This is a genomic window from Sulfitobacter sp. HNIBRBA3233 (genome assembly GCF_040149665.1).
Classification (GTDB): Bacteria; Pseudomonadota; Alphaproteobacteria; order Rhodobacterales; family Rhodobacteraceae; genus Sulfitobacter; species Sulfitobacter marinivivus.
This window is the reverse complement of sequence record NZ_JBEFLP010000001.1, coordinates 1,167,444-1,189,888: the sequence shown is the minus strand read 5'-3', so window position 1 is coordinate 1,189,888 and position 22,445 is coordinate 1,167,444. Positions and strand designations below refer to the sequence as shown.

Annotated in this window: 25 protein-coding genes; 23 read left to right on the top strand and 2 right to left on the bottom strand. The window is 64.4% G+C overall.

The window, feature by feature from the left end:
* Position 1: 1 nt before the first annotated feature.
* Entirely contained in the window at positions 2-1,354 is a 1,353-nt protein-coding gene (gene glmU, locus ABMC89_RS05715; protein WP_349566096.1) for a bifunctional UDP-N-acetylglucosamine diphosphorylase/glucosamine-1-phosphate N-acetyltransferase GlmU, read from the bottom strand.
* A gap of 137 nt (positions 1,355-1,491) precedes the next feature.
* Between glmU and ABMC89_RS05710 the strand changes: the two genes are divergently transcribed.
* Together ABMC89_RS05710 and ABMC89_RS05705 are read left to right on the top strand one after the other, a co-directional pair.
* Positions 1,492-2,169 (top strand): HAD-IA family hydrolase, encoded by a 678-nt coding sequence (locus ABMC89_RS05710; protein ID WP_349566094.1) that lies wholly within the window; start codon positions 1,492-1,494, stop codon positions 2,167-2,169.
* Positions 2,166-3,362, top strand: coding sequence for a DegT/DnrJ/EryC1/StrS family aminotransferase (locus tag ABMC89_RS05705; protein ID WP_349566092.1), 1,197 nt, complete (start codon positions 2,166-2,168; stop codon positions 3,360-3,362). The genes ABMC89_RS05710 and ABMC89_RS05705 overlap by 4 nt, the downstream gene beginning before the upstream one ends.
* Positions 3,363-3,437: 75 nt before the next feature.
* Here the strand turns inward: ABMC89_RS05705 and ABMC89_RS05700 are convergent, their stop codons facing one another.
* Entirely contained in the window at positions 3,438-3,908 is a 471-nt protein-coding gene (locus ABMC89_RS05700; protein WP_349566090.1) for a pyridoxamine 5'-phosphate oxidase family protein, read from the bottom strand.
* 137 nt (positions 3,909-4,045) lie between these two features.
* Between ABMC89_RS05700 and ABMC89_RS05695 the strand changes: the two genes are divergently transcribed.
* From ABMC89_RS05695 to ABMC89_RS05595, 21 genes are all read left to right on the top strand, one after another.
* Positions 4,046-5,209 carry an isovaleryl-CoA dehydrogenase gene (locus tag ABMC89_RS05695; RefSeq protein WP_349566088.1) on the top strand — a complete coding sequence of 388 codons (1,164 nt, stop codon included), beginning with the start codon at positions 4,046-4,048 and terminating at the stop codon, positions 5,207-5,209.
* Positions 5,206-5,697, top strand: coding sequence for a lysozyme inhibitor LprI family protein (locus ABMC89_RS05690; RefSeq protein ID WP_349566086.1), 492 nt, complete (start codon positions 5,206-5,208; stop codon positions 5,695-5,697). Before ABMC89_RS05695 ends, ABMC89_RS05690 begins: the two co-directional genes overlap by 4 nt.
* 1 nt (position 5,698) lies before the next feature.
* Positions 5,699-7,219 (top strand): AMP-binding protein, encoded by a 1,521-nt coding sequence (locus tag ABMC89_RS05685; protein WP_349566084.1) that lies wholly within the window; start codon positions 5,699-5,701, stop codon positions 7,217-7,219.
* A gap of 46 nt (positions 7,220-7,265) precedes the next feature.
* On the top strand, positions 7,266-8,870 hold the full coding sequence (locus ABMC89_RS05680) for a carboxyl transferase domain-containing protein (protein ID WP_349566082.1): 1,605 nt from the start codon (positions 7,266-7,268) through the stop codon (positions 8,868-8,870).
* Between the two features lie 34 nt (positions 8,871-8,904).
* Positions 8,905-9,336 carry an ASCH domain-containing protein gene (locus ABMC89_RS05675; RefSeq protein ID WP_349566080.1) on the top strand — a complete coding sequence of 144 codons (432 nt, stop codon included), beginning with the start codon at positions 8,905-8,907 and terminating at the stop codon, positions 9,334-9,336.
* A 184-nt stretch (positions 9,337-9,520) separates the two neighbouring features.
* Positions 9,521-11,467, top strand: a complete 1,947-nt coding sequence (locus ABMC89_RS05670) for an ATP-binding protein (protein ID WP_349566078.1) — start codon at positions 9,521-9,523, stop codon at positions 11,465-11,467.
* A complete protein-coding gene (locus ABMC89_RS05665; protein ID WP_349566076.1) occupies positions 11,464-12,126 on the top strand; it encodes a glutathione S-transferase family protein in 663 nt (220 codons plus the stop codon). The genes ABMC89_RS05670 and ABMC89_RS05665 overlap by 4 nt, the downstream gene beginning before the upstream one ends.
* 72 nt (positions 12,127-12,198) lie before the next feature.
* A complete protein-coding gene (locus ABMC89_RS05660) occupies positions 12,199-13,053 on the top strand; it encodes a hydroxymethylglutaryl-CoA lyase (RefSeq protein WP_349566074.1) in 855 nt (284 codons plus the stop codon).
* Between the two features lie 38 nt (positions 13,054-13,091).
* Positions 13,092-13,886: a crotonase/enoyl-CoA hydratase family protein gene (locus ABMC89_RS05655; protein ID WP_349566072.1), complete on the top strand. Its 795-nt coding sequence runs from the start codon at positions 13,092-13,094 to the stop codon at positions 13,884-13,886.
* Positions 13,887-14,031: 145 nt separating this feature from the next.
* Positions 14,032-14,397, top strand: a complete 366-nt coding sequence (locus tag ABMC89_RS05650) for an NADH-quinone oxidoreductase subunit A (protein ID WP_349566070.1) — start codon at positions 14,032-14,034, stop codon at positions 14,395-14,397.
* Complete coding sequence (locus ABMC89_RS05645) at positions 14,388-14,927, top strand: NuoB/complex I 20 kDa subunit family protein (protein WP_349566068.1); 540 nt, start codon at positions 14,388-14,390, stop codon at positions 14,925-14,927. Before ABMC89_RS05650 ends, ABMC89_RS05645 begins: the two co-directional genes overlap by 10 nt.
* 41 nt (positions 14,928-14,968) lie before the next feature.
* Positions 14,969-15,574 carry an NADH-quinone oxidoreductase subunit C gene (locus tag ABMC89_RS05640; RefSeq protein ID WP_349566066.1) on the top strand — a complete coding sequence of 202 codons (606 nt, stop codon included), beginning with the start codon at positions 14,969-14,971 and terminating at the stop codon, positions 15,572-15,574.
* On the top strand, positions 15,571-16,797 hold the full coding sequence (locus ABMC89_RS05635; RefSeq protein WP_349566064.1) for an NADH-quinone oxidoreductase subunit D: 1,227 nt from the start codon (positions 15,571-15,573) through the stop codon (positions 16,795-16,797). Before ABMC89_RS05640 ends, ABMC89_RS05635 begins: the two co-directional genes overlap by 4 nt.
* A 44-nt stretch (positions 16,798-16,841) precedes the next feature.
* On the top strand, positions 16,842-17,057 hold the full coding sequence (locus ABMC89_RS05630; RefSeq protein WP_349566062.1) for a hypothetical protein: 216 nt from the start codon (positions 16,842-16,844) through the stop codon (positions 17,055-17,057).
* 18 nt (positions 17,058-17,075) lie between these two features.
* A complete protein-coding gene (locus ABMC89_RS05625) occupies positions 17,076-18,323 on the top strand; it encodes an NADH-quinone oxidoreductase subunit E (RefSeq protein ID WP_349566060.1) in 1,248 nt (415 codons plus the stop codon).
* Positions 18,324-18,360: 37 nt separating this feature from the next.
* Complete coding sequence (locus ABMC89_RS05620; RefSeq protein ID WP_349566058.1) at positions 18,361-19,227, top strand: helix-hairpin-helix domain-containing protein; 867 nt, start codon at positions 18,361-18,363, stop codon at positions 19,225-19,227.
* 14 nt (positions 19,228-19,241) lie between these two features.
* The gene (locus ABMC89_RS05615; RefSeq protein WP_349566056.1) at positions 19,242-19,466 is read left to right on the top strand and encodes a DUF5337 family protein; all 225 of its coding nucleotides are present in this window, start codon (positions 19,242-19,244) and stop codon (positions 19,464-19,466) included.
* A gap of 4 nt (positions 19,467-19,470) precedes the next feature.
* Positions 19,471-20,766, top strand: a complete 1,296-nt coding sequence (nuoF, locus tag ABMC89_RS05610; protein WP_349566054.1) for an NADH-quinone oxidoreductase subunit NuoF — start codon at positions 19,471-19,473, stop codon at positions 20,764-20,766.
* 26 nt (positions 20,767-20,792) lie between these two features.
* Positions 20,793-21,509, top strand: coding sequence for a class I SAM-dependent methyltransferase (locus ABMC89_RS05605; RefSeq protein ID WP_349566052.1), 717 nt, complete (start codon positions 20,793-20,795; stop codon positions 21,507-21,509).
* 82 nt (positions 21,510-21,591) lie between these two features.
* The gene (locus ABMC89_RS05600) at positions 21,592-21,924 is read left to right on the top strand and encodes a hypothetical protein (RefSeq protein ID WP_349566050.1); all 333 of its coding nucleotides are present in this window, start codon (positions 21,592-21,594) and stop codon (positions 21,922-21,924) included.
* 115 nt (positions 21,925-22,039) lie between these two features.
* Positions 22,040-22,441 carry a DUF5333 domain-containing protein gene (locus tag ABMC89_RS05595; protein WP_349566048.1) on the top strand — a complete coding sequence of 134 codons (402 nt, stop codon included), beginning with the start codon at positions 22,040-22,042 and terminating at the stop codon, positions 22,439-22,441.
* Positions 22,442-22,445 lie beyond the last annotated feature (4 nt).

Sequence of the window (22,445 nt, the reverse complement as noted above, 5' to 3'; positions counted from 1 at the left end):
ATCAGCTGCCTCTCTGCGCCCGGGCTTTCCTTGCCCTGAGCATGTCCATGAGTTTGCGGGCCATGCCCGGCTTTTCGATCTGTGGCGCGCGGGCCAGTGCCAGCGCCCCGTCCTCGACGTCCGATGTGATGACCGAGCCCGATCCGGTCATGGCGCTGTCGCCCACATGCACCGGCGCGACCAGCATGGTGTTGGAGCCGATGAACGCATCCGCGCCGATATGGGTGTGGTGCTTCATCACGCCGTCGTAGTTGCAGGTGATCGTCCCGGCACCAATATTCGCCCGCGCGCCCACGAAGGCATCGCCGACATAGCTGAGGTGGTTGATCTTCGCACCCTCGCCGACCTGCGCGTTCTTGACTTCCACGAAGTTGCCCACGCGGGTGTTTTCGGCCAACTCAGCACCGGGGCGCAGCCGCGCGTAGGGGCCGACGACAGATCCGCGTGAGACGTGGCACCCTTCCAGATGGCTGAAGGCCCGGATGGTGGCGCCGCTTTCGACGGTCACGCCGGGGCCGAAGACCACATGCGGCTCGACCAGCGTGTCGCGCCCGATCACCGTGTCGCGCGCCAGATAGACCGTATCGGGGGCCTGAAGCGTCACACCGTCCGCCAGCAGCACCGCGCGGGCACGCGCCTGAAAGGCGGCTTCGGCGGCGGCAAGTTCGGCACGCGAATTCACGCCCAGCGTTTCGGCCTCGTCACAGGTGACTGCCGTGGCGCTGAGGCCCTTGGCGCGCGCCAGCCCGACGATATCCGTCAGGTAATACTCGCCAGCGGCATTGTCGTTGCCGATCTCGGCGATAAGGTCGAACAGGCGGCGCACGTCACAGGCCACGACACCGCTGTTGCACAGGGTGATGGCGCGCTCGGCCTCGGTGGCGTCCTTGTATTCGACAATGCGCGACAGGCTGTCGCCGTCCATCACCAGCCGCCCGTAGCGAGCGGGATCGGCGGCTTCGAACCCCAGCACGACGATGTCGCTGCTCTGTGCCGCGCCGGCCAGACGCTCCAGCGTTTCGGGCGATACAAAAGGCGTGTCGCCGTAAAGAACGATGGCCGTGCCTTCGGCGTCGGCGAGTGCCGCGCGCGCCTGGTCGACCGCATGGGCCGTTCCCAGCTGTTCTTCCTGCACCACCACCACGGTATCGGAATCGTGGTCCAGTGCCGCGGCGCTGACCCTCTCGGCCCCGTGTCCGGCGACGACGACCGTGCGCTCGGGCTCAAGCGTGGCACCGGCGGCCATGGCATGGATCAGCAGCGCGTCGCCCGCGATCGGGTGCAGCACCTTGGGCAAATCGGAATTCATCCGCGTGCCTTTGCCTGCCGCGAGGATGATGAGACTTGTTTTCATGTGGTATCCGTTCTGCCCGTTTTTTCCTTGTTTATAGGATGTGCGGGGCAGCACAAGCACCCGCCCCATCAATTCCGGTTGCGGCTTGCAACATCATTGCGCATGGATGAGCGGGAAGATGTGCGAGGGGGCAGGTGATGAAGACGGTGGTATTCGATCTCGACGGCACGCTGGCGGACACCAGCGGCGACCTGATCGCGGCGGCGAACGCCTGTTTCACGGATATGGGCGAGGGCGCTGTTCTGGATCCGGCGGCGGACGCGGGTACGGCGCTGCGCGGAGGGCGCGCGATGCTGCGTCTGGGCATGACACGTCTGGGCCGCAATGCCGACGATCCGCTGATCGACCACTACTACCAGCCGCTCCTGGAGCATTACGCGCGCGACATCGACACCCACACGCGGATCTACGACGGGGCGATGGCTGCGGTGGACGATCTGCGCGTGCAGGGATACCGCGTCGCCATCTGCACCAACAAGCCCGAGCGGCTGGCGCGCGATCTGCTGACGCGGCTGGGCATTCTTGACCGGTTTCAGGCGATGACGGGCGCGGATACGCTTTCGGTGCGCAAACCGGACCCCGAGCATCTTCGCGAAACCGTGCGCCGCGCCGGGGGAGATCCCGCGCAAAGCTGTCTGGTGGGCGACAGCGATACAGACCGCAACACCGCGCGGGCGGCAGGTGTGCCGTCGATCCTCGTCACCTTCGGGCCCGCAGGTGGCGACATGGCCGCGCTCGACCCCGAGGCGCTGCTGCACCGCTACGGCGATCTGCCCGCTCTGGTGCGCGATCTCATCGGGGCACCGGCGCGATGACCGAGGTTTTCAAGGGCAGCTTTACCCAGCAGGAGCCGATCCCCGAGGCGGGGATCGAGGCGGCGGTGCGGGTGATGCGGCACGGGCGTTTGCACCGTTACAACACCGCCCCCGGCGAGACGGCGGAAACCGTCTTGCTGGAGCAGGAATTCGCGGCGATGACGGGCGCGCGATACTGTCTCGCGGTGGCCTCGGGCGGCTATGCGATGGCGACCGCGTTGCGCGCCATTGGTGTGAAACACGGCGACAAGGTCCTGACCAATGCCTTTACGCTGGCCCCGGTGCCGGGCGCGATTGCGGCGGTGGGCGGCGTGCCGGTCTTTGTCGGTGTGACCGGCGATCTCGTGCTTGACCTTGAGGATCTGGAGGCGAAGGCGGGGCAGGCGCGGGTTCTGCTTCTCAGCCATATGCGGGGCCATCTGTGCGACATGGAACGCCTGCTGGCGATCTGCGATGCAGCTGGCATCACGGTGATCGAGGATTGCGCCCACACGATGGGCGCCGCGTGGAAGGGAAAGCCCTCCGGCACTTGGGGAAAGGTCGGCTGCTTCTCGTGCCAGACCTACAAGCATGTGAATTCCGGCGAGGGCGGCCTTCTGATCACCGATGATGCCGAAACCGCCGCGCGCGCGATCATGTATTCGGGCTCCTACATGCTCTACGAACGGCATGCCGCCGGTCCGCCGCCCGAGACATTCGAGACGATCCGTTACGAGACGCCGAACATCTCGGGCCGGATGGACAATCTGCGCGCCGCGATCCTGCGGCCGCAACTGGCCGACCTGCACCGCCAGTGCGAGCGCTGGAACGAACGCTACCGCGCGATCGAGGCAGGGCTGGCCGATACCCCCGGTGTGACACTCGTGCCGCGTCCGCCGGAGGAAAGCTTTGTCGGGTCCTCCTTCCAGTTCCTGCTGAACGACTGGTCGGGGGATGCGGTGCAGACCCTGCTCGCGCGCTGTCTCGATCGCGGGGTCGAGCTGAAATGGTTTGGCAGCGCCGAGCCTGTGGGCTTCACCAGCCGCTACGACAGCTGGCGGTATGTCCCGTCAGAGCCGATGCCGCAGAGCGATCATGTGCTGGCGGGGCTCGTGGACATGCGCGTGCCGCTGACCTTCAGTCTCGAAGACTGTGCTGTGATCGCGCGTATCATCCGCGACGAAGCGGGACGGATCTTCCAGTCGGAGCATTGATCCGCTCCGGCATGCGAAAGCCCGCCGTTTGGGAACAGCGGGCCTTTGCGTCTGTCGCGTTGCGGCGGGGCCGGATCAGAACGTGATCTTGCCGTGCTTGCCGATGTCGGGCATCTCGTCCTGCACGTTGGCCTTCGTGATCTCGTAGAGAAACTGGAGCGTCCCGCCCGTGGTCCAGACCTCGGCTTCCTTTGGGTCGAAGCGCATCAACTGGACATCGTCGTCCTGCTTTCCGTCCTCGAACCACGCGGCGGCGATGGCGCCCCAGAGCTTGTCCAGCTGGGCGGGATCGGTGACACAGGTCAGCGTGCCGTCGATACGGGCATAAAGACCCTCGTTGGCGCTGCTGATGATGTACTGGGCGGGCGTGGCCTGCACGGCGGACTGCACCAGATCGGTGCCCTTGGCAGAGATGAACCAGATCGGCCCGCCGTCATCGTCCGCATAATGGCTCATCGGGACCGCGGGTGCGCTGCCGGTGGAGAGCATGCCTGCGCGTGTGTCTTCAAGACGGTCCCAGAATTCCTTTTTGATATCGGTCGACATGGTATTCTCCATTCATTTCGGGTTGCCGTTACAACTGCTAAGCTGCGCGAATGGTTCCGCTGCGCGCTTGACGCAAGGCGGGATTCCTGCAACTAATGAACAAGCGTTCAATAAATGACAGATCGGGGAGGATCCACATGTTCAACGCCACAATGAATTTTGATCTGGGCGAGGATGTGAACGCGCTGCGCGAGAGTGTGCACCGCTGGGCGCAGGACCGGATCCGTCCGATGGCGCAGCAGATCGACAAGGACAATATCTTTCCCGCCGAGCTGTGGACCGAGATGGGCGAGATGGGCCTTCTGGGGATGACCGTCGAAGAGCAATGGGGCGGCACCGGCATGGGCTATCTCGCCCATACGGTCGCGGTCGAGGAAGTTGCGCGCGCCTCCGCTTCGGTATCGCTGTCCTACGGGGCGCATTCCAACCTCTGTGTCAACCAGATCCGTCTGAACGGCACCGACGAGCAGCGGGCGAAATACCTGCCGAAGCTGTGCTCGGGCGAGCATGTGGGAGCCCTGGCGATGTCCGAGACCTCCGCCGGATCGGATGTGGTGTCGATGAAGCTCGGGGCCGAGAAGCGCAACGACCACTTTCGCCTGAACGGCAGCAAATACTGGATCACCAACGGCTGCGACGCCGAAACGCTGGTAGTCTACGCCAAGACCGACAAGGACGCGGGCAGCAAAGGCATCACCGCCTTTCTGATCGAAAAGTCGATGACCGGTTTCACCACGTCGCCGCATTTCGACAAGCTGGGGATGCGTGGATCGAACACGGCGGAGCTGGTGTTCGACGATTGCGAAGTCCCGTTCGAGAACGTGCTTGGCGAGGAAGGCCGCGGCGTGGCCGTGCTGATGTCGGGGCTGGATTACGAACGGGTGGTTCTGGCGGGCATCGGTCTGGGCATCATGGCTGCCTGCCTCGACGAGATCATGCCCTACATGGCCGAGCGCAAGCAATTCGGCCAGCCGGTCGGGTCGTTCCAGCTGATGCAGGGCAAGATGGCCGACATGTACACGGCAATGAATTCGGCCCGCGCCTATGTCTACGAGGTCGCCAAGGCCTGCGACCGCGGCGAAGTGACCCGCGCGGATGCGGCGGCGTGCTGTCTCTATGCCTCCGAGCAGGCGATGGTGCAGGCGCATCAGGCGGTGCAGGCCATGGGCGGGGCGGGGTTCCTGTCCGACAGCCCGGTCAGCCGCATCTTCCGTGACGCGAAGCTGATGGAGATCGGGGCAGGCACCTCCGAGATCCGCCGGATGCTGGTGGGGCGCGAGATGATGGCGGCGATGGCATGATCCTGCGGATCGTCGCGGTGCTGGCGCTGTCTGCGGGGGCCCTCCACGCGCAGGATTTGCCCTATTCCGACACCCCGACTTTGAGCTGTCTGCAAGACGCAGAGACCTACACCGCGCGGCTGGCCTGCGCGGGCGCCTCGGCGCAGGCCTGTATCGACACGCCCGAGGGGGGATCGACGGTGGGCACCGGCGGATGTCTCGACCGTGAGCGGCTGTTCTGGGACGCGCTGCTGAACGAGTATTATCAGGCGGCGCTGTCGCAGGCGGTGGCCTACGACAAGGATCTCGACGCGCTCGACAGTGCCACACCGCGACAGGCGGTTGCCCTGCGGGCGATGCAGCGGAGCTGGATCGTGTTCCGCGACGCGGCCTGCGCTTACGAGGCGTCGCGCTGGGGCGGCGGCACCGGCGCCGGGCCTGCCGCCATCGGCTGCGCGATGCAGCAGACCGCACGGCAGGCGCTGAGCCTTCAGGACTGGAGCCGCTGAGATGCGCGCGCTTCCCGGCATCGACGCACGGGGACGCTGGGATATTCCGGCACGCCTGAATATGGCGCGCCAGTGTCTTGACCATCCCGCTGACCGGATTGCCATTACTGAAGTGTCGCAGGACGCGGTTACAGAGGTGACGGTATCGCAGCTTGCGGCGCGTGCGGACGGTCTTGCGCGGGCACTAGCCTTGCGGGTGGACGGCGGTGCGCGGATCGGGGTGCTTCTGGGCCAGTCGGCGTGGTGTGCGGCGGCGCATCTGGCGATCTGGAAAATCGGCGCGATATCAGTACCCTTGTTCAAACTCTTCAAGCATGACGCGCTGGCCTCGCGCATTGCGGACGCGGGCGTCGAGATCGTGCTGACCGATGACGAAGGTGCCGCGCTGCTGGGCGATCTGGCCGAGGCGTGGCTGGCCGATACGGCGGGCATCGCGGGGGATCCGGTGCCTTTCGCCGACACCGGGCCGGAAGATCCGGCGGTGCTGATCTATACCTCCGGCACGACCGGCACGCCCAAGGGCGCGCTGCACGGTCACCGGGTTCTGACGGGCCACTTGCCCTGTGTCGCGGCCAGCCACGATTTCCTCGGGCAGCCCGGTGACCGTTTGTGGACACCGGCGGATTGGGCGTGGATCGGCGGGCTGTTTGACGTGGCGATGCCTGCGCTGGCGCTGGGCGTGCCGGTCGTCGCGGCACGGATGCAGAAATTCGATCCGCAGGCCTGCCGGAGGCTGATCGCGGATGCGGGCATCCGCAATGTGTTCTTCCCGCCCACGGCCCTGCGGATGCTGAAATCGGCGGATGTGCATATCGGCGGGTTGCGGTCCGTCGCCAGCGGGGGCGAGCCGCTGGGCGCCGAGATGCTGGAGTGGGGGCGGCGTGCCTTCGGGCTGCAAATCAACGAATTCTACGGCCAGACGGAATGCAACATGGTCGCGTCGAGCTGTGGCGCCGCCTTTGCGGCGCAACCGGGCTGCATCGGCAAACCGGTGTCGGGCCATGAGATCGCGGTTCTGGATGCGGCGGGTGCGCCCGCGCAGGGCGAGGGTGATGTGGCCGTCCGCCGTGGCTCTGCCGCGATGATGCTGGGCTATTGGCAGCGCCCCGAGGCCACGGCAGAGAAGTTTCGCGGCGACTGGATGCTGACCGGCGACAGGGGCCGCTGGGAGGGCGAGTTCCTGCGCTTCGTGGGCCGCGAGGATGATGTAATCACCTCGGCGGGATACCGGATCGGACCGGCAGAGATCGAGGATTGCCTGCTGACCCATCCCGATGTGGCGACCTGCGGCGTGGTGGGCAAGCCCGATCCGCTGCGCACCGAGATCGTGAAGGCCTATGTCGTCCTGCGCGAGGGCGCTGGTGTCCGCGGCGAAGCTTTGCAGGATTGGGTCAAGGAACGGCTGGCAAGCTATTCCTACCCAAGGGAAATAGAATTCGTGGACAGCCTGCCGATGACGGTAACGGGCAAGGTGATCCGCAAAGAGCTGAAAGCCCGCGCCGCGCGGGAAACCGCCGTATGACCGCGCGGATACAACTGGAACACTGGCCGGATCGAGGAACCACACCATGAAACTGCACTCTCAGGCGATTGCGTCGTCGGACCAGTTCAAGACAAACGAGGCAGCGCATCTGGACGCACTGGCAGAGGTGGCGCAGGCCGCTTCCGTCGCGGCGCTGGGCGGCGGCGAGAAATCGCGCGACCGCCACGTCAGCCGCGGCAAGATGCTGCCGCGCGAAAGGGTGGCGAACCTTCTGGATCCCGGATCGCCTTTTCTGGAAATCGGTGCGCTTGCCGCCCATGGCCTCTACGACGGCGCGGCACCCGCCGCAGGGGTGATCGCGGGCATCGGGCAGGTGCAGGGGCTCGAGGTCATGGTGGTGTGCAACGATGCGACGGTAAAGGGCGGCACCTACTATCCGATGACGGTCAAGAAACACCTGCGCGCGCAGGAGATCGCGGAGGAAAACCACCTTCCCTGCATCTATCTGGTCGACAGCGGCGGGGCGAACCTGCCCAACCAGGACGAGGTCTTTCCCGACCGCGACCATTTTGGCCGGATCTTCTACAATCAGGCGCGGATGAGCGCCAAGGGCATCCCGCAGATCGCTGTGGTCATGGGGTCCTGCACGGCGGGCGGCGCCTATGTGCCGGCCATGTCGGACGTCACGATCATCGTGAAGGAGCAGGGCACGATCTTCCTTGCCGGACCGCCGCTGGTAAAGGCCGCGACCGGTGAGGTTGTGACCGCCGAGGATCTGGGCGGCGGTGACGTCCATACGCGCCTGTCGGGCGTGGCCGACTATCTGGCCGAGGACGACGCCCATGCGCTGTCGCTGGCGCGGCGTGCGGTGGGTTACCTCAACCGCGCGCGTCCCGCCACTGTGCAGTGGCAAAGCCCCGAAGACCCTGCCTATGACCCCGACGAGATCCTTGGCGTGGTGCCCGCCGACCTGCGGACCCCCTATGACATCCGCGAGGTGATCGCGCGGGTGGTGGACGGCAGCCGCCTCGATGAGTTCAAGCCGCGCTTCGGCGAGACGCTGGTGACCGGTTTCGCGCACCTCAAGGGCTGCCCGATCGGCATCGTCGCCAACAACGGCGTGTTGTTTTCGGAAGCCGCGCAGAAGGGGGCGCATTTCGTCGAGCTGTGCTCGCAGCGGCGTATTCCGCTGGTATTTCTGCAAAACATCACCGGCTTCATGGTCGGGCGGAAATACGAGAACGAAGGCATCGCGCGTCACGGGGCCAAGATGGTCACCGCTGTCGCGTCGACCAATGTGCCCAAGATCACCATGCTGGTGGGCGGCTCCTTCGGGGCGGGGAACTACGGCATGGCCGGACGCGCCTATTCGCCGCGTTTCATGTGGACCTGGCCGAACAGCCGGATTTCGGTGATGGGTGGGGCGCAGGCCGCAGGTGTGCTGGCTACGGTGAAGCGCGACGCGATCGAACGGCAGGGGGGCGCTTGGTCCGCCGAGGAGGAAGCGGCCTTCAAGCAGCCGACCATCGATATGTTCGAGCGCCAGTCGCACCCGCTCTATGCGACGGCGCGGTTGTGGGACGACGGGATCGTTGATCCGCGCAAGACCCGCGACACCCTGTTCCTGAGCCTGTCCGCGAGCCTGAATGCCCCGATCGAGGAGACACGTTTCGGCGTGTTCCGGATGTGAGACGGATGGCAAGGCCACGCGCGGGGGAAAGCAGATGAAACTTGCAGATGCGCAGGCGCGGTATCCGGGATCGATTGGCTTCCGCTACGGTGACAGCCCCACGCTCAATGCCGAGATCCTGGCGCTGGTGCGCGCGGGCGACAAGACCGTGACCTGCGACGCGGTCGCGTCCTTCGAGGCGCGCGGCGAGCCGCTGCCGGAGGCCGGACGGATCGACATCGCGACGGATTGGGACGGCGCGCCGCAACTGGCCCTGCGCAAGTTGGAGGTGATGCGCATACCCTTCGACGGGATGACGGAAGATCTGGTCAGGCCGCAGGGTGAATTCCGCGACCTCGCCCAGTGGCGCGCGGGCTACGAGGCCTATCTGACCCGCGCGGGCGCGTTTGCGCCGGATGTGCCACTGCTGGTCGAGCGTTTCGAGGTGGTGGAGGATTTCGCCGCCGGTGGGACGGGCGGTGGCTGAGGGCGCGGGGCGGGTTCGGGGCGGCCAAAAGAGACAGTGCGGCCGGACGACAGTGCGGGATTGAGTTTAGGGGCAAAATGGAGCCCCGGCGTTGTGCAGAAAAAGAAGTGGATCCGCGGCACGCTAGGCGGGATCAGGCAAAAAGGGCCGGGCGCTGCTCTGTCGCCCGAAGAGGAGAGATGGAATGTTTGACACCATACTGATTGCCAACCGGGGCGAGATCGCGTGCCGCGTGATGCAGACCGCGCAGGCCATGGGCGTGCGCTGCGTCGCGGTCTATTCGGATGCCGATGCGGGTGCGAAACATGTCGAGATGGCGGATGCGGCGGTTCACGTCGGCGGCTCCGCGCCCGCCGACAGCTATTTGCGCGGCGACCGGATCATCGCGGCGGCGCTGGAAAGCGGGGCGCAGGCGATCCATCCCGGCTATGGTTTTCTGTCGGAGAATCCCGATTTCGTCGAAGCGGTGGACGCCGCCGGTCTGACTTTCATCGGGCCGTCGGCGGACGCGATCCGCGCGATGGGCCTGAAGGACGCCGCGAAGGCGCTGATGGAAGAGGCGGGCGTTCCGGTGGTGCCGGGCTATCACGGCAAGGACCAGTCCGATGACCTGCTGGCGCGGGAAGCCGCGCGCATCGGCTATCCGGTGCTGATCAAGGCGGTTGCCGGTGGCGGCGGCAAGGGGATGCGGCAGGTGGACAGCCCCGACGGGTTTGCGGATGCGCTCGCCTCGGCGCGGTCGGAGGCGAAGGGCGCGTTCGGCAATGCCGATGTGCTGGTCGAGAAATTCGTGAGCCAGCCGCGCCACATCGAGGTGCAGGTTTTCGGCGATGGCACCCGTGCCGTGCATCTGTTCGAGCGCGACTGTTCGCTTCAGCGGCGCCACCAGAAGGTGATCGAGGAAGCGCCGGCCCCCGGGATGACCGAAGAGATGCGCGCGGCCATGGGAGCGGCGGCCGTGCGGGCGGCCGAAGCGATCGGATACAAGGGAGCGGGCACGGTCGAATTCATCGTCGACGGATCCGGCGGGCTGAGGGCGGATGGGTTCTTTTTCATGGAGATGAACACACGTCTTCAGGTGGAGCATCCGGTTACCGAAGCCATTACCGGCGTCGATCTGGTGTCATGGCAGTTGCGCGTGGCGGCGGGCGAGCCCTTGCCGATGCGGCAGGAGGAGTTGTCGATCGACGGCCACGCTTTCGAGGCGCGGCTCTATGCGGAGGACGTCGCAAAGGGCTTTCTGCCCGCGACAGGCACGCTGTCGCATCTGGTCTTCGATCCCGATTGCAGGTCGGACAGCGGCGTGCGTGCGGGGGATACGATCAGCCCCTTCTACGATCCGATGATTGCCAAGATCACCGTTCACGGCCCGACCCGCGCGATCGCGCTGTCCCGGTTGCGCCGGGCGCTGGCGGCGACCGAGGTCGCAGGGACTGTGACGAACCTTGCCTTTCTGGGCGCTTTGGCGCGGCACGCCGGATTCGGGCGCGGCGAGGTCGATACCGGGCTGATCGCGCGTGATCTGGACACGCTTGTTGCCGCACCGGAACCGGCGCCGCGTCACGTGGCGCTTGCGGGTATGGCGGCACTGGATCTGTTACACCCGGGCTCCGAGACGGGGTTTACCCTTTGGCAGCCCTTGGTGCGGCAGGTCACGCTGGAGTGGGCGGGCGCGCAGCACATCCTCAAGGTCGCGGTCGACGGGCCGCACCGGCAGTTGTGGAACATCGCCGGCGACGAGGTTGTGGCCGAGCGGATTGGCGGCACCTGGCGCATCGACGGGCATACCGCCGCGCATGTTGCGGTGGCGGGCGACCGGATCACCGTCTTCGAGGGGTACGGCATGGCGTTCGAGCTCGTTGATCCGCTGGCGATGGCCGAAAGCGGATCGGGCGACGGCACCTTGATCGAGGCGCCGATGCCGGGTCTGGTGCGCAGCCTGACGGCGACGGTGGGGCAGCGGGTCGCCAAGGGGGACCGGCTGGCCGTTCTGGAAGCGATGAAGATGGAGCATGCCTTGCTGGCCGCGCGGGATGGCACCGTTGCCGAGGTGCTGGCCGCTGAAGGCGATCAGGTCGCGGCGGGCGCGGCGCTGGTGCGGCTCGAAGCGGAGGCGGAAGACGCGGCATGATTACCCTGCATCACTGTCCGCAGACCCGTTCCATGCGCAGCCTGTGGTTGCTTCACGAACTCGGCGTGCCCTTCGATGTGCAGATCTACCCTTTCGACAAGACGCTGCGCAGCCCGGAGTTTCTGGCCAGAAGCCCGGCAGGACGGGTGCCCGCACTGGACCTGCACGGAGAGGCGCTGTTCGAGACCGGAGCGATCACCGAAGTTCTGTGCGAGCGCTACTCTGCGGACGGTCTCGGGCGGCCTGCGGGGCACCCCGAACGGGCGGCGTGGCTGACATGGGTGCATTTTGCCGAAACGATCAGCCAGCATGCGGCGGCGCTGACCCAGCAGCATGTGGCGCTGCGCGAGGATCATATGCGCAGCCCCATCGTGATGAAGCTGGAGGCCGCGCGGATCGAGAAATGCTATGGTGCTCTCGAGGCGCGGCTTGCGGGGCGGAGCTATCTGCTGGACGGGGGATTTTCGGCAGCGGATATTTCGGTCGGGCAGGCGGTCTATATGGCGCGCTATTTCGCGCGGTGCGATCCCTATCCCGCCTTGCGCGACTGGTACGCACGGCTTTCGGCGCGGCCTGCGTTCAAGGCCTCGCTGCCGGAGGAGGGAACGCGTCTGTTTACCGAGGATTTCTTTGTGCCCTGGCCGATTCCGGCAAGCTGATCCGCACAAGGCGTAGCAATGTCGCGCAAAGCGCGTAGGATCATCGGTGAAATACATGAAAGGACGACAGCGATGACCCTTGGACCCTGTGAGATTTTCGAGGTCGGCCCGCGGGACGGGTTGCAGAACGAGGCGCGAGAGATACCGGTGTCGGAGAAGGTCGCGCTGGTGGACAGGCTGAGCGCGGCAGGGTTTCGCCGGATCGAATGCGCAAGCTTCGTCTCGCCCAAATGGGTACCGCAAATGGCCGGATCCGCCGAGGTTCTGGCCGGGATCACCCGCGCCGAGGGGGTGCGCTATGCCGCGCTGACGCCGAACATGCGCGGCTACGAGGACGCTGTCGCCGCGGGGGCGGATGAAATCGCCATTTTCGCGTCGGCCTCGGAAGGATTCAGCCGCAAGAATATCAACGCCAGCATCGCGGAAAGCTTCGAGCGGTTTGCGCCCATTCTGGAGGAGGCGCGGCACATTGACCTGCCGGTGCGGGGATATGTGTCCTGCGTGGTCGAATGCCCCTACGACGGCAAGGTCTCGCCGCAGGCGGTGGCGGCGGTGGCCGACAAGCTCTTTGCGATGGGCTGTTACGAGATTTCGCTGGGCGATACCATCGGAGCGGGAACACCCGACAGCATCGCGCGGATGTTGCTGGCGGTCCGTGACGTTGTGCCGGTCGGTCGCCTTGCGGGCCATTACCATGACACCGGCGGTCGGGCGATGGCGAATATCGACGCCTCGCTCAGCCTCGGGATCAGGGTGTTTGACGCGGCGGTGGGCGGCCTTGGCGGATGCCCCTATGCGCCGGGGGCCGAGGGCAACGTCGCGACGGAAGCGGTCGCCGCCCATCTGGCCGCGCTGGGGTACGAGACCGGTCTGGATGCCGACAAGATCGCCGAGGCTGCGGCGATGGCAAAGGCGATGCGCGGCTGAACGGCCCGCGTGATACAGCACCAGAAAAAGGAAACGCGATGCAAGATACGTCTTACGAGACAGTTACCGTAGAAACCGACGCCCGTGGCGTCGCGACCCTGTGGATGGCGCGACCTGAAAAGCATAACGCGATGTCCGCGCAGATGCTTGCCGACCTCACCGCGGCGGGCGAGGCGCTGGGCGCGGACCCTGCGGTGCGCGTTGTCGTGCTGGCGGCACGGGGCAAGACATTCTGCGCCGGTGGCGATCTGGGCTGGATGCAGGCCCAGATGGAGATGGACGCCGCGACCCGCGCCCGCGAGGCGGGCAAGCTTGCGACCATGCTGGGAGTGCTGAACCGCCTGCCGAAACCCCTGATCGGACGTCTGCACGGAAATGCCTTCGGCGGTGGCGTCGGCATGGCGGCGGTCTGCGATGTGGCCGTCGGTGTCGATGGTCTGAAAATGGCGCTGACGGAAACGAGGCTGGGGATCATTCCCGCCACCATCGGCCCCTACGTGATCGCGCGCATGGGGGAGGGCCGCGCGCGGCGCGTGTTCATGTCGGGCCGCGTGTTCGATGCCGCCGAAGCGGTGGAGCTGGGGCTTCTGGCGCGTGCCGTGCCCGAGGAGGAACTGGACGCCGCCGTCGAGCGCGAGGTCGCACCCTATCTGGCCTGCGCGCCCGGTGCGGTGGCGGCAGCCAAGAAGCTGGCACAGGATCTCGGCGGTGCCGCGCGGCAGGCGGATGTCGACATGTCGATCGCCGCACTCGCCGCACGCTGGGAAACCGAAGAGGCCGCCGAAGGGATCGGCGCCTTCTTCGAGAAACGCAAAGCCTCATGGGTGGTCTAGGCGCGGGCATATGGCGCAGAAATCGCCCGCGCCTGCGACACCTTTCCCGTGCGCATCCCGTTGACCCCACCGGGCCACGGGGTTACATCCCTAAACGAGCGTAGAGCGGGGCCGCTTCCCGCGCCATCCAAGAAAGGAGCCACCCTTGGAAGATATGCTTCGGGAATACCTGCCGATCCTCATATTCCTTGCTGTCGCGATCGGTCTGGGCCTTGCGCTGATCCTCGCCGCGGTGGTTCTGGCGGTGCGCAACCCAGATCCCGAGAAGGTGTCCGCCTACGAATGCGGCTTCAACGCCTTCGACGATGCACGGATGAAATTCGACGTGCGATTCTATCTGGTCTCGATTCTCTTCATCATTTTCGACCTCGAGATCGCGTTCCTGTTTCCTTGGGCGGTCGCCTTTGCCGATATATCGATGGCGGCATTCTGGTCGATGATGGTTTTCCTGGGCGTTCTGACCGCCGGTTTCGCTTATGAATGGAAGAAAGGGGCACTGGAATGGCAGTAACCCAGACGAATATCCCCGCCACAGCCGGCATGGATCGCGATGTGGCGACCCAGAACCTCAACACCGCGTTGCAGGACAAGGGGTTCTTGCTGACCTCCACCGAGGATCTGATCAACTGGGCACGCACCGGTTCGCTGCACTGGATGACCTTCGGTCTGGCCTGCTGCGCCGTTGAGATGATGCACACCTCGATGCCGCGCTACGATCTTGAGCGGTTCGGCACGGCGCCGCGCGCCAGCCCGCGCCAGTCGGACCTGATGATCGTTGCCGGTACACTGACCAACAAGATGGCACCGGCCCTGCGCAAGGTCTACGACCAGATGCCCGAGCCGCGTTATGTGATCTCGATGGGCAGCTGCGCCAATGGCGGCGGCTATTACCACTACAGCTATTCGGTAGTGCGTGGCTGTGACCGGATCGTGCCGGTGGATATCTACGTGCCCGGCTGCCCGCCAACGGCGGAGGCGCTGTTGTACGGGATCATGCAATTGCAGCGCAAGATGCGCCGCACCGGGACCATCGTACGCTAAACGGGCGTGAAACGCGCGTCGCGCGCGGGACAGGATTGACAATGAGCGAACAATTGCAAGAGCTTGGTGCCTATATCGAGGCGAAGCGTCCGGACTGCGTTCTGGCGTGGGACGTGTCGCATGACGAGCTGAACCTCGATGTAACGCCGTCGAATATCGCCGGTCTGGTAGAGTTCCTGAAGGGGGATGCCACCTGCCGGTTCTCGTCGCTGGTGGATATCACTGCCGTGGACTATCCCGGTCGCGCGAAGCGGTTCGATGTCGTCTACCACCTTCTGAGCATGTACCAGAACCACCGCATCCGTCTGCGGGTTGCGGTCCGCGAAAGCGATCTGGTGCCCTCGCTGGTCTCTGTCCATCCCTCGGCCAACTGGTTCGAGCGTGAAGTTTTCGACATGTTCGGCATCCTTTTCTCCGGCCACCCCGATCTGCGCCGCATCCTGACCGACTACGGATTCCGCGGCCATCCGCTGCGCAAGGACTTCCCGACGACCGGCTATACCGAAGTCCGCTACGACGAGGCGGAAAAGCGGGTCGTTTACGAGCCGGTGTCGCTGGTTCAGGAATATCGTCAGTTTGACTTCATGTCGCCGTGGGAAGGGGCCGAGTATGTCCTGCCCGGTGACGAGAAAGAGGCATCCAAATGATGGACGGCACCAAAGGTTTCGAAGACGCCCAGACGGGCGAACAGAAGATCCGCAACTTCAACATCAACTTCGGCCCGCAGCACCCTGCGGCGCACGGGGTGCTGCGTCTGGTTCTGGAACTGGACGGCGAAGTTGTCGAGCGCTGCGATCCGCATATCGGCCTGCTGCACCGTGGCACCGAAAAGCTGATGGAAAGCCGCACCTACCTGCAAAACCTGCCGTATTTCGACCGGCTGGATTACGTCAGCCCGATGAATCAGGAACATGCGTGGTGTCTGGCCATCGAACGGCTGACCGGCGTCGAAGTGCCTCGCCGTGCCTCCCTGATCCGCGTGCTCTATTCCGAAATCGGCCGCATCCTGTCGCATCTGCTGAACGTCACCACGCAGGCGATGGACGTAGGCGCGCTGACGCCGCCGCTTTGGGGATTCGAGGAACGTGAGGATCTGATGATCTTCTACGAACGCGCCTGCGGTGCGCGTCTGCACGCTGCGTATTTCCGCCCCGGCGGGGTGCACCAGGATCTTCCCGAAGACCTGATCGACGACATCGAGACATGGACGCACAAGTTCCTCAGCGGTTTCATGGTCGATATCGACAACCTGCTGACCGAAAACCGTATTTTTAAACAGCGTAACGTCGATATCGGGATCGTCTCCGAGGAAGAGATCCAGGACTGGGGCTTCTCCGGCGTGATGGTGCGCGGGTCGGGGCTTGCCTGGGATCTACGCCGTGCGCAGCCCTATGAGTGCTACGACGAATTCGATTTCCAGATCCCCGTGGGCAAGAACGGTGACTGCTACGACCGGTATCTCGTGCGCATGGAAGAGATGCGTCAATCGGCCAGCATCATGTTGCAGGCGATCGAGAAGCTGCGCGCGCCCGAGGGCAAGGGGGACATCCTTGCGCGCGGCAAGATCACGCCGCCCAAGCGGACGGACATGAAGACCGACATGGAAAGCCTGATCCACCACTTCAAGCTTTATACCGAAGGGTTCCACGTGCCCGCCGGAGAGGTCTATGCCGCCGTGGAAGCGCCGAAGGGCGAATTCGGTGTGTATCTCGTGGCGGACGGGACCAACAAACCCTACCGCGCCAAGCTGCGTGCGCCCGGATATCTGCACCTTCAGGCGATGGACCACATGGCGCGCGGCCACCAGCTGGCCGATGTGGCCGCGATCATCGGCACGATGGATATCGTGTTCGGGGAGGTGGACAGGTGAAGCGGGCAATCGCAACTCTGGCGTTTGTATGTGCAACGCCGGTTGTGGCCGACGAAGACAAGAAAGCCGCCCTGATCGAGGCGATGAACAAGAACGGCTGCCAGATGACGACCGAGCAGGCCGATGTTCAGATGCCCCAGCTGGGGATCGATCGGGCGACAGCGATCACGCTGTCGCGAGAGATGATGGCGGAGGGCATCGCGACCTTTGCCGCCGACGAAGAAACGCTTTTGCTGCTGCCGCCCGCGTGCACCAGCTAACGCGACAAGGATAAAGACATGCTGCGCAGATTGCATCACGACCAACCCGAAAGCTTTGCCTTCACGCCCGCCAACCAGGCCTGGGCCGAAGGGCAGATCACGAAGTACCCCGAAGGCCGTCAGGCGAGCGCCATCATCCCGTTGCTGTGGCGCGCGCAGGAGCAGGAGGGCTGGTTGACCCGTCCGGCAATCGAGCATGTGTCCGAAATGCTGGGCATGGCCTATATCCGCGGCCTCGAAGTGGCGACATTTTACTTCATGTTCCAGCTTCAACCCGTTGGCAGCGTTGCACATATTCAGGTGTGCGGCACCACGTCCTGCATGATCTGCGGCGCCGAGGACCTGATCGGCATCTGTCAGGAGCGTATCGCCAAGAAACCGCATGAATTGAGCGCGGACGGCAAGTTTTCGTGGGAAGAGGTCGAGTGCCTCGGGGCGTGTTCGAACGCGCCGATGGCGCAGATCGGCAAGGATTACTACGAAGACCTGACCGCCGAAAACTTCAATGCGCTGCTGGACAAGCTGGCGGCGGGAGAGGTGCCGGTGCCCGGGCCGCAGAATGGCCGTTACGCTTCCGAGCCGTTGGCCGGTCTGACCAGCCTGACCGAATGGGACAGCGGCAAGACGCAGTATAACGCCTCGGTGCAGCTTGCCACTGACATCGGTGACACGATCAAGCGCATCGACGGAACCGAAGTGCCACTGCTGACGCCATGGCAAGGCAAGCCCGCCAACAAGGGTGGCAAGCCCGCGTCGAAGTCGCGCGATGATCTGATGCCGCCCGACGGCCCGGACGGCAAGCAGGGCGGGCGCACCGCTGGCGAAGCGGCCGCACCGCGCGACCGCGGGGATGCGTCCGACAAGGTTTCCGAGGCGCCCGGCGAAGCAAAAGACGTGCAAGCCAAGGCCAAGCCGGAGGAAGGCTCTGTCGCGCCAAACCCTGAAAACGACGTGCAGGCGGTTTCGGGAGAGGCGACACGCAAGCCCGAAACGCTGGACAGCCCCCGCGAGGGCGGCGCGGATGACCTCAAGCTCATTCGCGGTGTCGGACCCAAGCTGGAAAAACTGCTGAACTCCATGGGATTTTTCCATTTTGACCAAATTGCAAAATGGGGCAAAGATGAACTTGCATGGGTTGATCAGAACCTCGAAGGGTTCAAGGGCCGCGCGTCACGTGACGCCTGGGTCGATCAGGCCGGGCGTCTTGCGCGGGGCGAAGCCACCGAGTTCTCCGCCAAGGCTAGCAAAGATGGGCGCTACGATTGATCGCCCTATCATGTCCACTGGGGGATAATTAGGTTTTATGGCACAGCAACAGAATTCCAACGAATGCGCGTTCATCTGCTGGGGGATCGCCGGCGTGGCGGGCTTCCTGTCGATGTTTCTGCTTTACTGGATGGGCGGTTTCAGCGCGCTGCAGGCGATCTTCTGCGGCGGCGTGATTGGTTTCGTTCTGGGGCTGGTGCTTAGCCTCTTCATTTGTCGCGGCCAGACCGCTGCCGCCGATCTCGCCTCCGAGGCGACCAAGCCCGCTCAGCGCTACGCTGCGAAAGCTGCCGCAAAGCGTCGGGATCCCTCCGAAGTCCGCAAGGCGGGCACCGCAGGCGTCAATGCCGATGCAACCACAGCCGCACGTCCGGGCGCCGACAAAACCGCTCCTGCGGGGACCATGGCCGCAGTCAGCAACGCGTCTTCCGAAGCCTTCGCCGTCAAGCCGAGCAAGGAGTTGCCGGGGCAGAAGGAACTTGCCGAGCGCAAGGGTGAGTGGAAATACGAAAAGCAGGAGGTCGCCACCCCGGCCGCTGACGTTCCCGGTGGTGTGCCTGCCGAAGCGGACGCTGCTGCGCCACCTGCGGACGCAGCCAATGCCGGTGCGCCGGACGGTGCGGAGGAAAGCAAGCCTGCCTTGATGGAAGGCCCGCGCGACGGTGGCAAGGACGACCTCAAGCTGATCAGCGGCGTCGGTCCGAAGCTGGAAGAGACGCTCAACAGTCTGGGCATCTGGCATTTCGAGCAGGTCGCGGCATGGGGCCCCGAAGAAATCGCGTGGGTGGACAACCGCCTGCGCTTCAAGGGCCGGATCCAGCGCGACGATTGGATGAGCCAGGCCAAAATCCTTGCCGAGGGCGGTGAAACCGAATTCTCGCGCAAGAAGCAAAAGAAAACCTGAGGAAACCGCCGTCCGTGAGCCAGCGCGATGACAAACTGTCACGAGACGGACGGCGGCTTGCCTTGGTAAGTGTTGTCGCGGCCTTTGCCTTTATCGGCATCGAGTTCGCCGGGGCCAGCCTTGGCTGGTCGAACCAGATCATGGGCCTGTTGGAACTCGGCGTTGCCGCCATTTTCCTCTGGGTGGTCATACAAGCAGTCAGGATGTGGCGCACGCGCCAGTCCGAGAAGGATGGGTAATCGCATGTTGCAGGACAAAGACCGGATTTTCACCAATATCTACGGTATGCACGACCGCACGCTGAAAGGCGCGCAGCAGCGCGGACATTGGGACGGAACCGCCGATATCATCAAGAAAGGCCGCGACTGGATCGTGGACGAGATGAAGGCGAGCGGCCTGCGCGGGCGCGGTGGCGCGGGCTTTCCGACCGGTCTGAAATGGTCGTTCATGCCCAAGGAAAGCGATGGCCGCCCCAGCTATCTGGTGGTCAACGCGGACGAATCCGAACCCGGTACCTGCAAGGACCGCGAAATCATGCGTCACGACCCGCATACGCTGGTCGAGGGTTGCCTGATCGCGTCTTTCGCGATGAACGCGCATGCGTGCTACATCTACATCCGCGGTGAATACATCCGCGAGAAGGAAGCGCTGCAGGCCGCCATCGACGAAGCCTATGATGCGGGGCTTCTGGGCAAGAACGCCGCCGGTTCCGGCTGGGACTTCGATCTCTATCTCGCCCATGGTGCGGGGGCCTATATCTGCGGCGAGGAAACCGCGCTGCTGGAAAGCCTTGAAGGCAAGAAGGGGATGCCGCGCATGAAGCCGCCGTTCCCGGCGGGCGCGGGGCTCTATGGCTGTCCGACCACCGTGAACAACGTCGAATCGATTGCCGTGGTCCCGACGATCCTGCGGCGCGGCGGCGGCTGGTTCGCGGGCTTCGGTCGCCCCAATAACGCGGGCACCAAGCTGTTTGCGATCTCGGGCCACGTCAACAATCCCTGCGTCGTCGAAGAAGCGATGAGCATTACCTTCGAGGAACTGATCGAGAAGCATTGCGGCGGCATTCGCGGCGGCTGGGACAACCTCAAGGCGGTGATCCCCGGCGGGTCGTCGGTGCCGATGATCCCGGGCAAGGACATGCGCGACGCGATCATGGATTTCGATTACCTGCGCGAGCAGCGCTCGGGCCTCGGCACGGCGGCGGTGATCGTGATGGATAACTCCACCGATGTGATCAAGGCGATCTGGCGGTTGTCGAAGTTCTACAAGCACGAATCCTGCGGCCAGTGCACGCCCTGCCGCGAGGGCACGGGCTGGATGATGCGGGTCATGGACCGTCTGGTCAAAGGCGATGCCGAGCCCGAGGAAATCGACATGCTGCTGGATGTGACCAAGCAGGTCGAAGGCCACACGATCTGCGCGCTCGGCGATGCGGCGGCCTGGCCGATCCAGGGCCTGATCCGCCACTTTCGCGATGAAATCGAGGACCGCATCAAGCACAAGCGCAGCCGCCCGGTGCAGCCGGTCGCAGCAGAGTAACTTCACACGCCGGACGGGAGAGACGGATGAAAGACGCAGGCACCGGCTCGATCCGTGATCTTCTGGGGCTGGGGGACGCTTTTGCCGATTACCAGTTCGATGAGTCGCGCGTCGATTTCTCGGGCTGGAATTCCACCCATCCGTTCTTTCGCCGGCTGCTGGAAGAGTTCCAGCCGAAGCTGATCATCGAACTGGGCGTGTGGAAGGGGATGTCTTCTCTGCACATGGCGGTGCAGTCGAAGAAACTGGGCCTCAAGACCGAGATCCTGTCGATCGACACCTGGCTGGGATCGTCCGCGCATTTGTCGACCAGCGGCCGGCGCGACGAGCTGCGCCCGCAGAACGGCTATCCCACGCTTTACCAGACGTTCCTGGCGAATGTGCACTCCAAGGGCATGACGGATGTGATCGTGCCGCTCCCGATGGACGGGACTTTGGCGGCCTTTGCCCTGACGCGACTGGGGGTGAAGGCGGACATGATCCACATCGACGCAAGCCACGAATACGAGGCCTGTTTGCACGATTTCCGCAACTACTGGGACCTTTTGGCCGATGATGGCGTGATGCTGTGCGACGACTATGGCAACTGGCCGGATGTGTCGCGGGCGGTCTGCCAGTTCGCATCCGAAGTGCGCCGACCGATCTGGACCAGCATGGCCAAGGCGATCATCTGCAAGGACCCGACTGTCGGTTTCGAGCTGACGCTGGGCAAACGTGCGAAGATCAAGGCGCAAAAGTCATAACCGCTGGCCCTCTGGCGTGAATTGCGCGATAACGTCGCCAAGTTCGAGAAGGACCGCGCCCGCGAGGGGCGGAGGAGTGTTGATGAAGTCTTGGTTGATCCTTGCTACCGCAACGGTGCTGCTGGCCGGGTGCACATCCGACGATGACCGTATTGCCTTCGACGGGCAGTTCTACAACGCGAAGCTGCGCAAGGTGGAACGCCAACTCGACACTTTCACTGTTACCGTCCGCCCGGTGTCGCGCTCGCTCGCCGGCGCGTTGGAAGCGGGCGAATACGCGGCGATCGAGTATTGCGTGAACACCTTCGGCTCTTCGGATATCATCTGGGCGGTCGGACCTGAGACACCGCAGCAAAGCCTGCCGATCGAGAGCGACACGCTGACGCTGCAAGGCCAGTGCCCCGGCGCGCGCTGACCATGACCACCGTCCGCCCGGAACCTGCGCTGCGCGGCGCGGTTATTGCATAACAAGGGGATAGCCCACATGTGCCAGACCGGGCGAAGGCCCGCCGAGCATCTGAGGAGATTTCATGCGACACCTTGCGATCATTTTGAGCGTTCTGGCGCTGTCGACACAGCCGCTGGCCGCAAAACCCGCCCTGCGCGACGTTAAGTCTATCGACGACGCTGTTTTCGATGTTGCGATTGCCAACGAGATACGAAAAAACTGCCCCGACATCTCGGCCCGGATGTTCCGGGCGCTGAAGCTGTACTCGGACGTGAAGTCCGAAGCACGAGATCTGGGATACACGAAGGCCGAAATCGACGCCTATGCGGATTCGGACGTCGAAAAGGATCGCCTGCGTGCCAAGGGCGCGGCCTATTTCAAGGCCAACGGGGTCGTAAAAGACGACCCGCAAAGCTATTGCGCACTGGGGCGCAAAGAGATTGAGAAATCGAGCCGGATAGGTTCGTTGCTGAAAGTGAAGTGATACC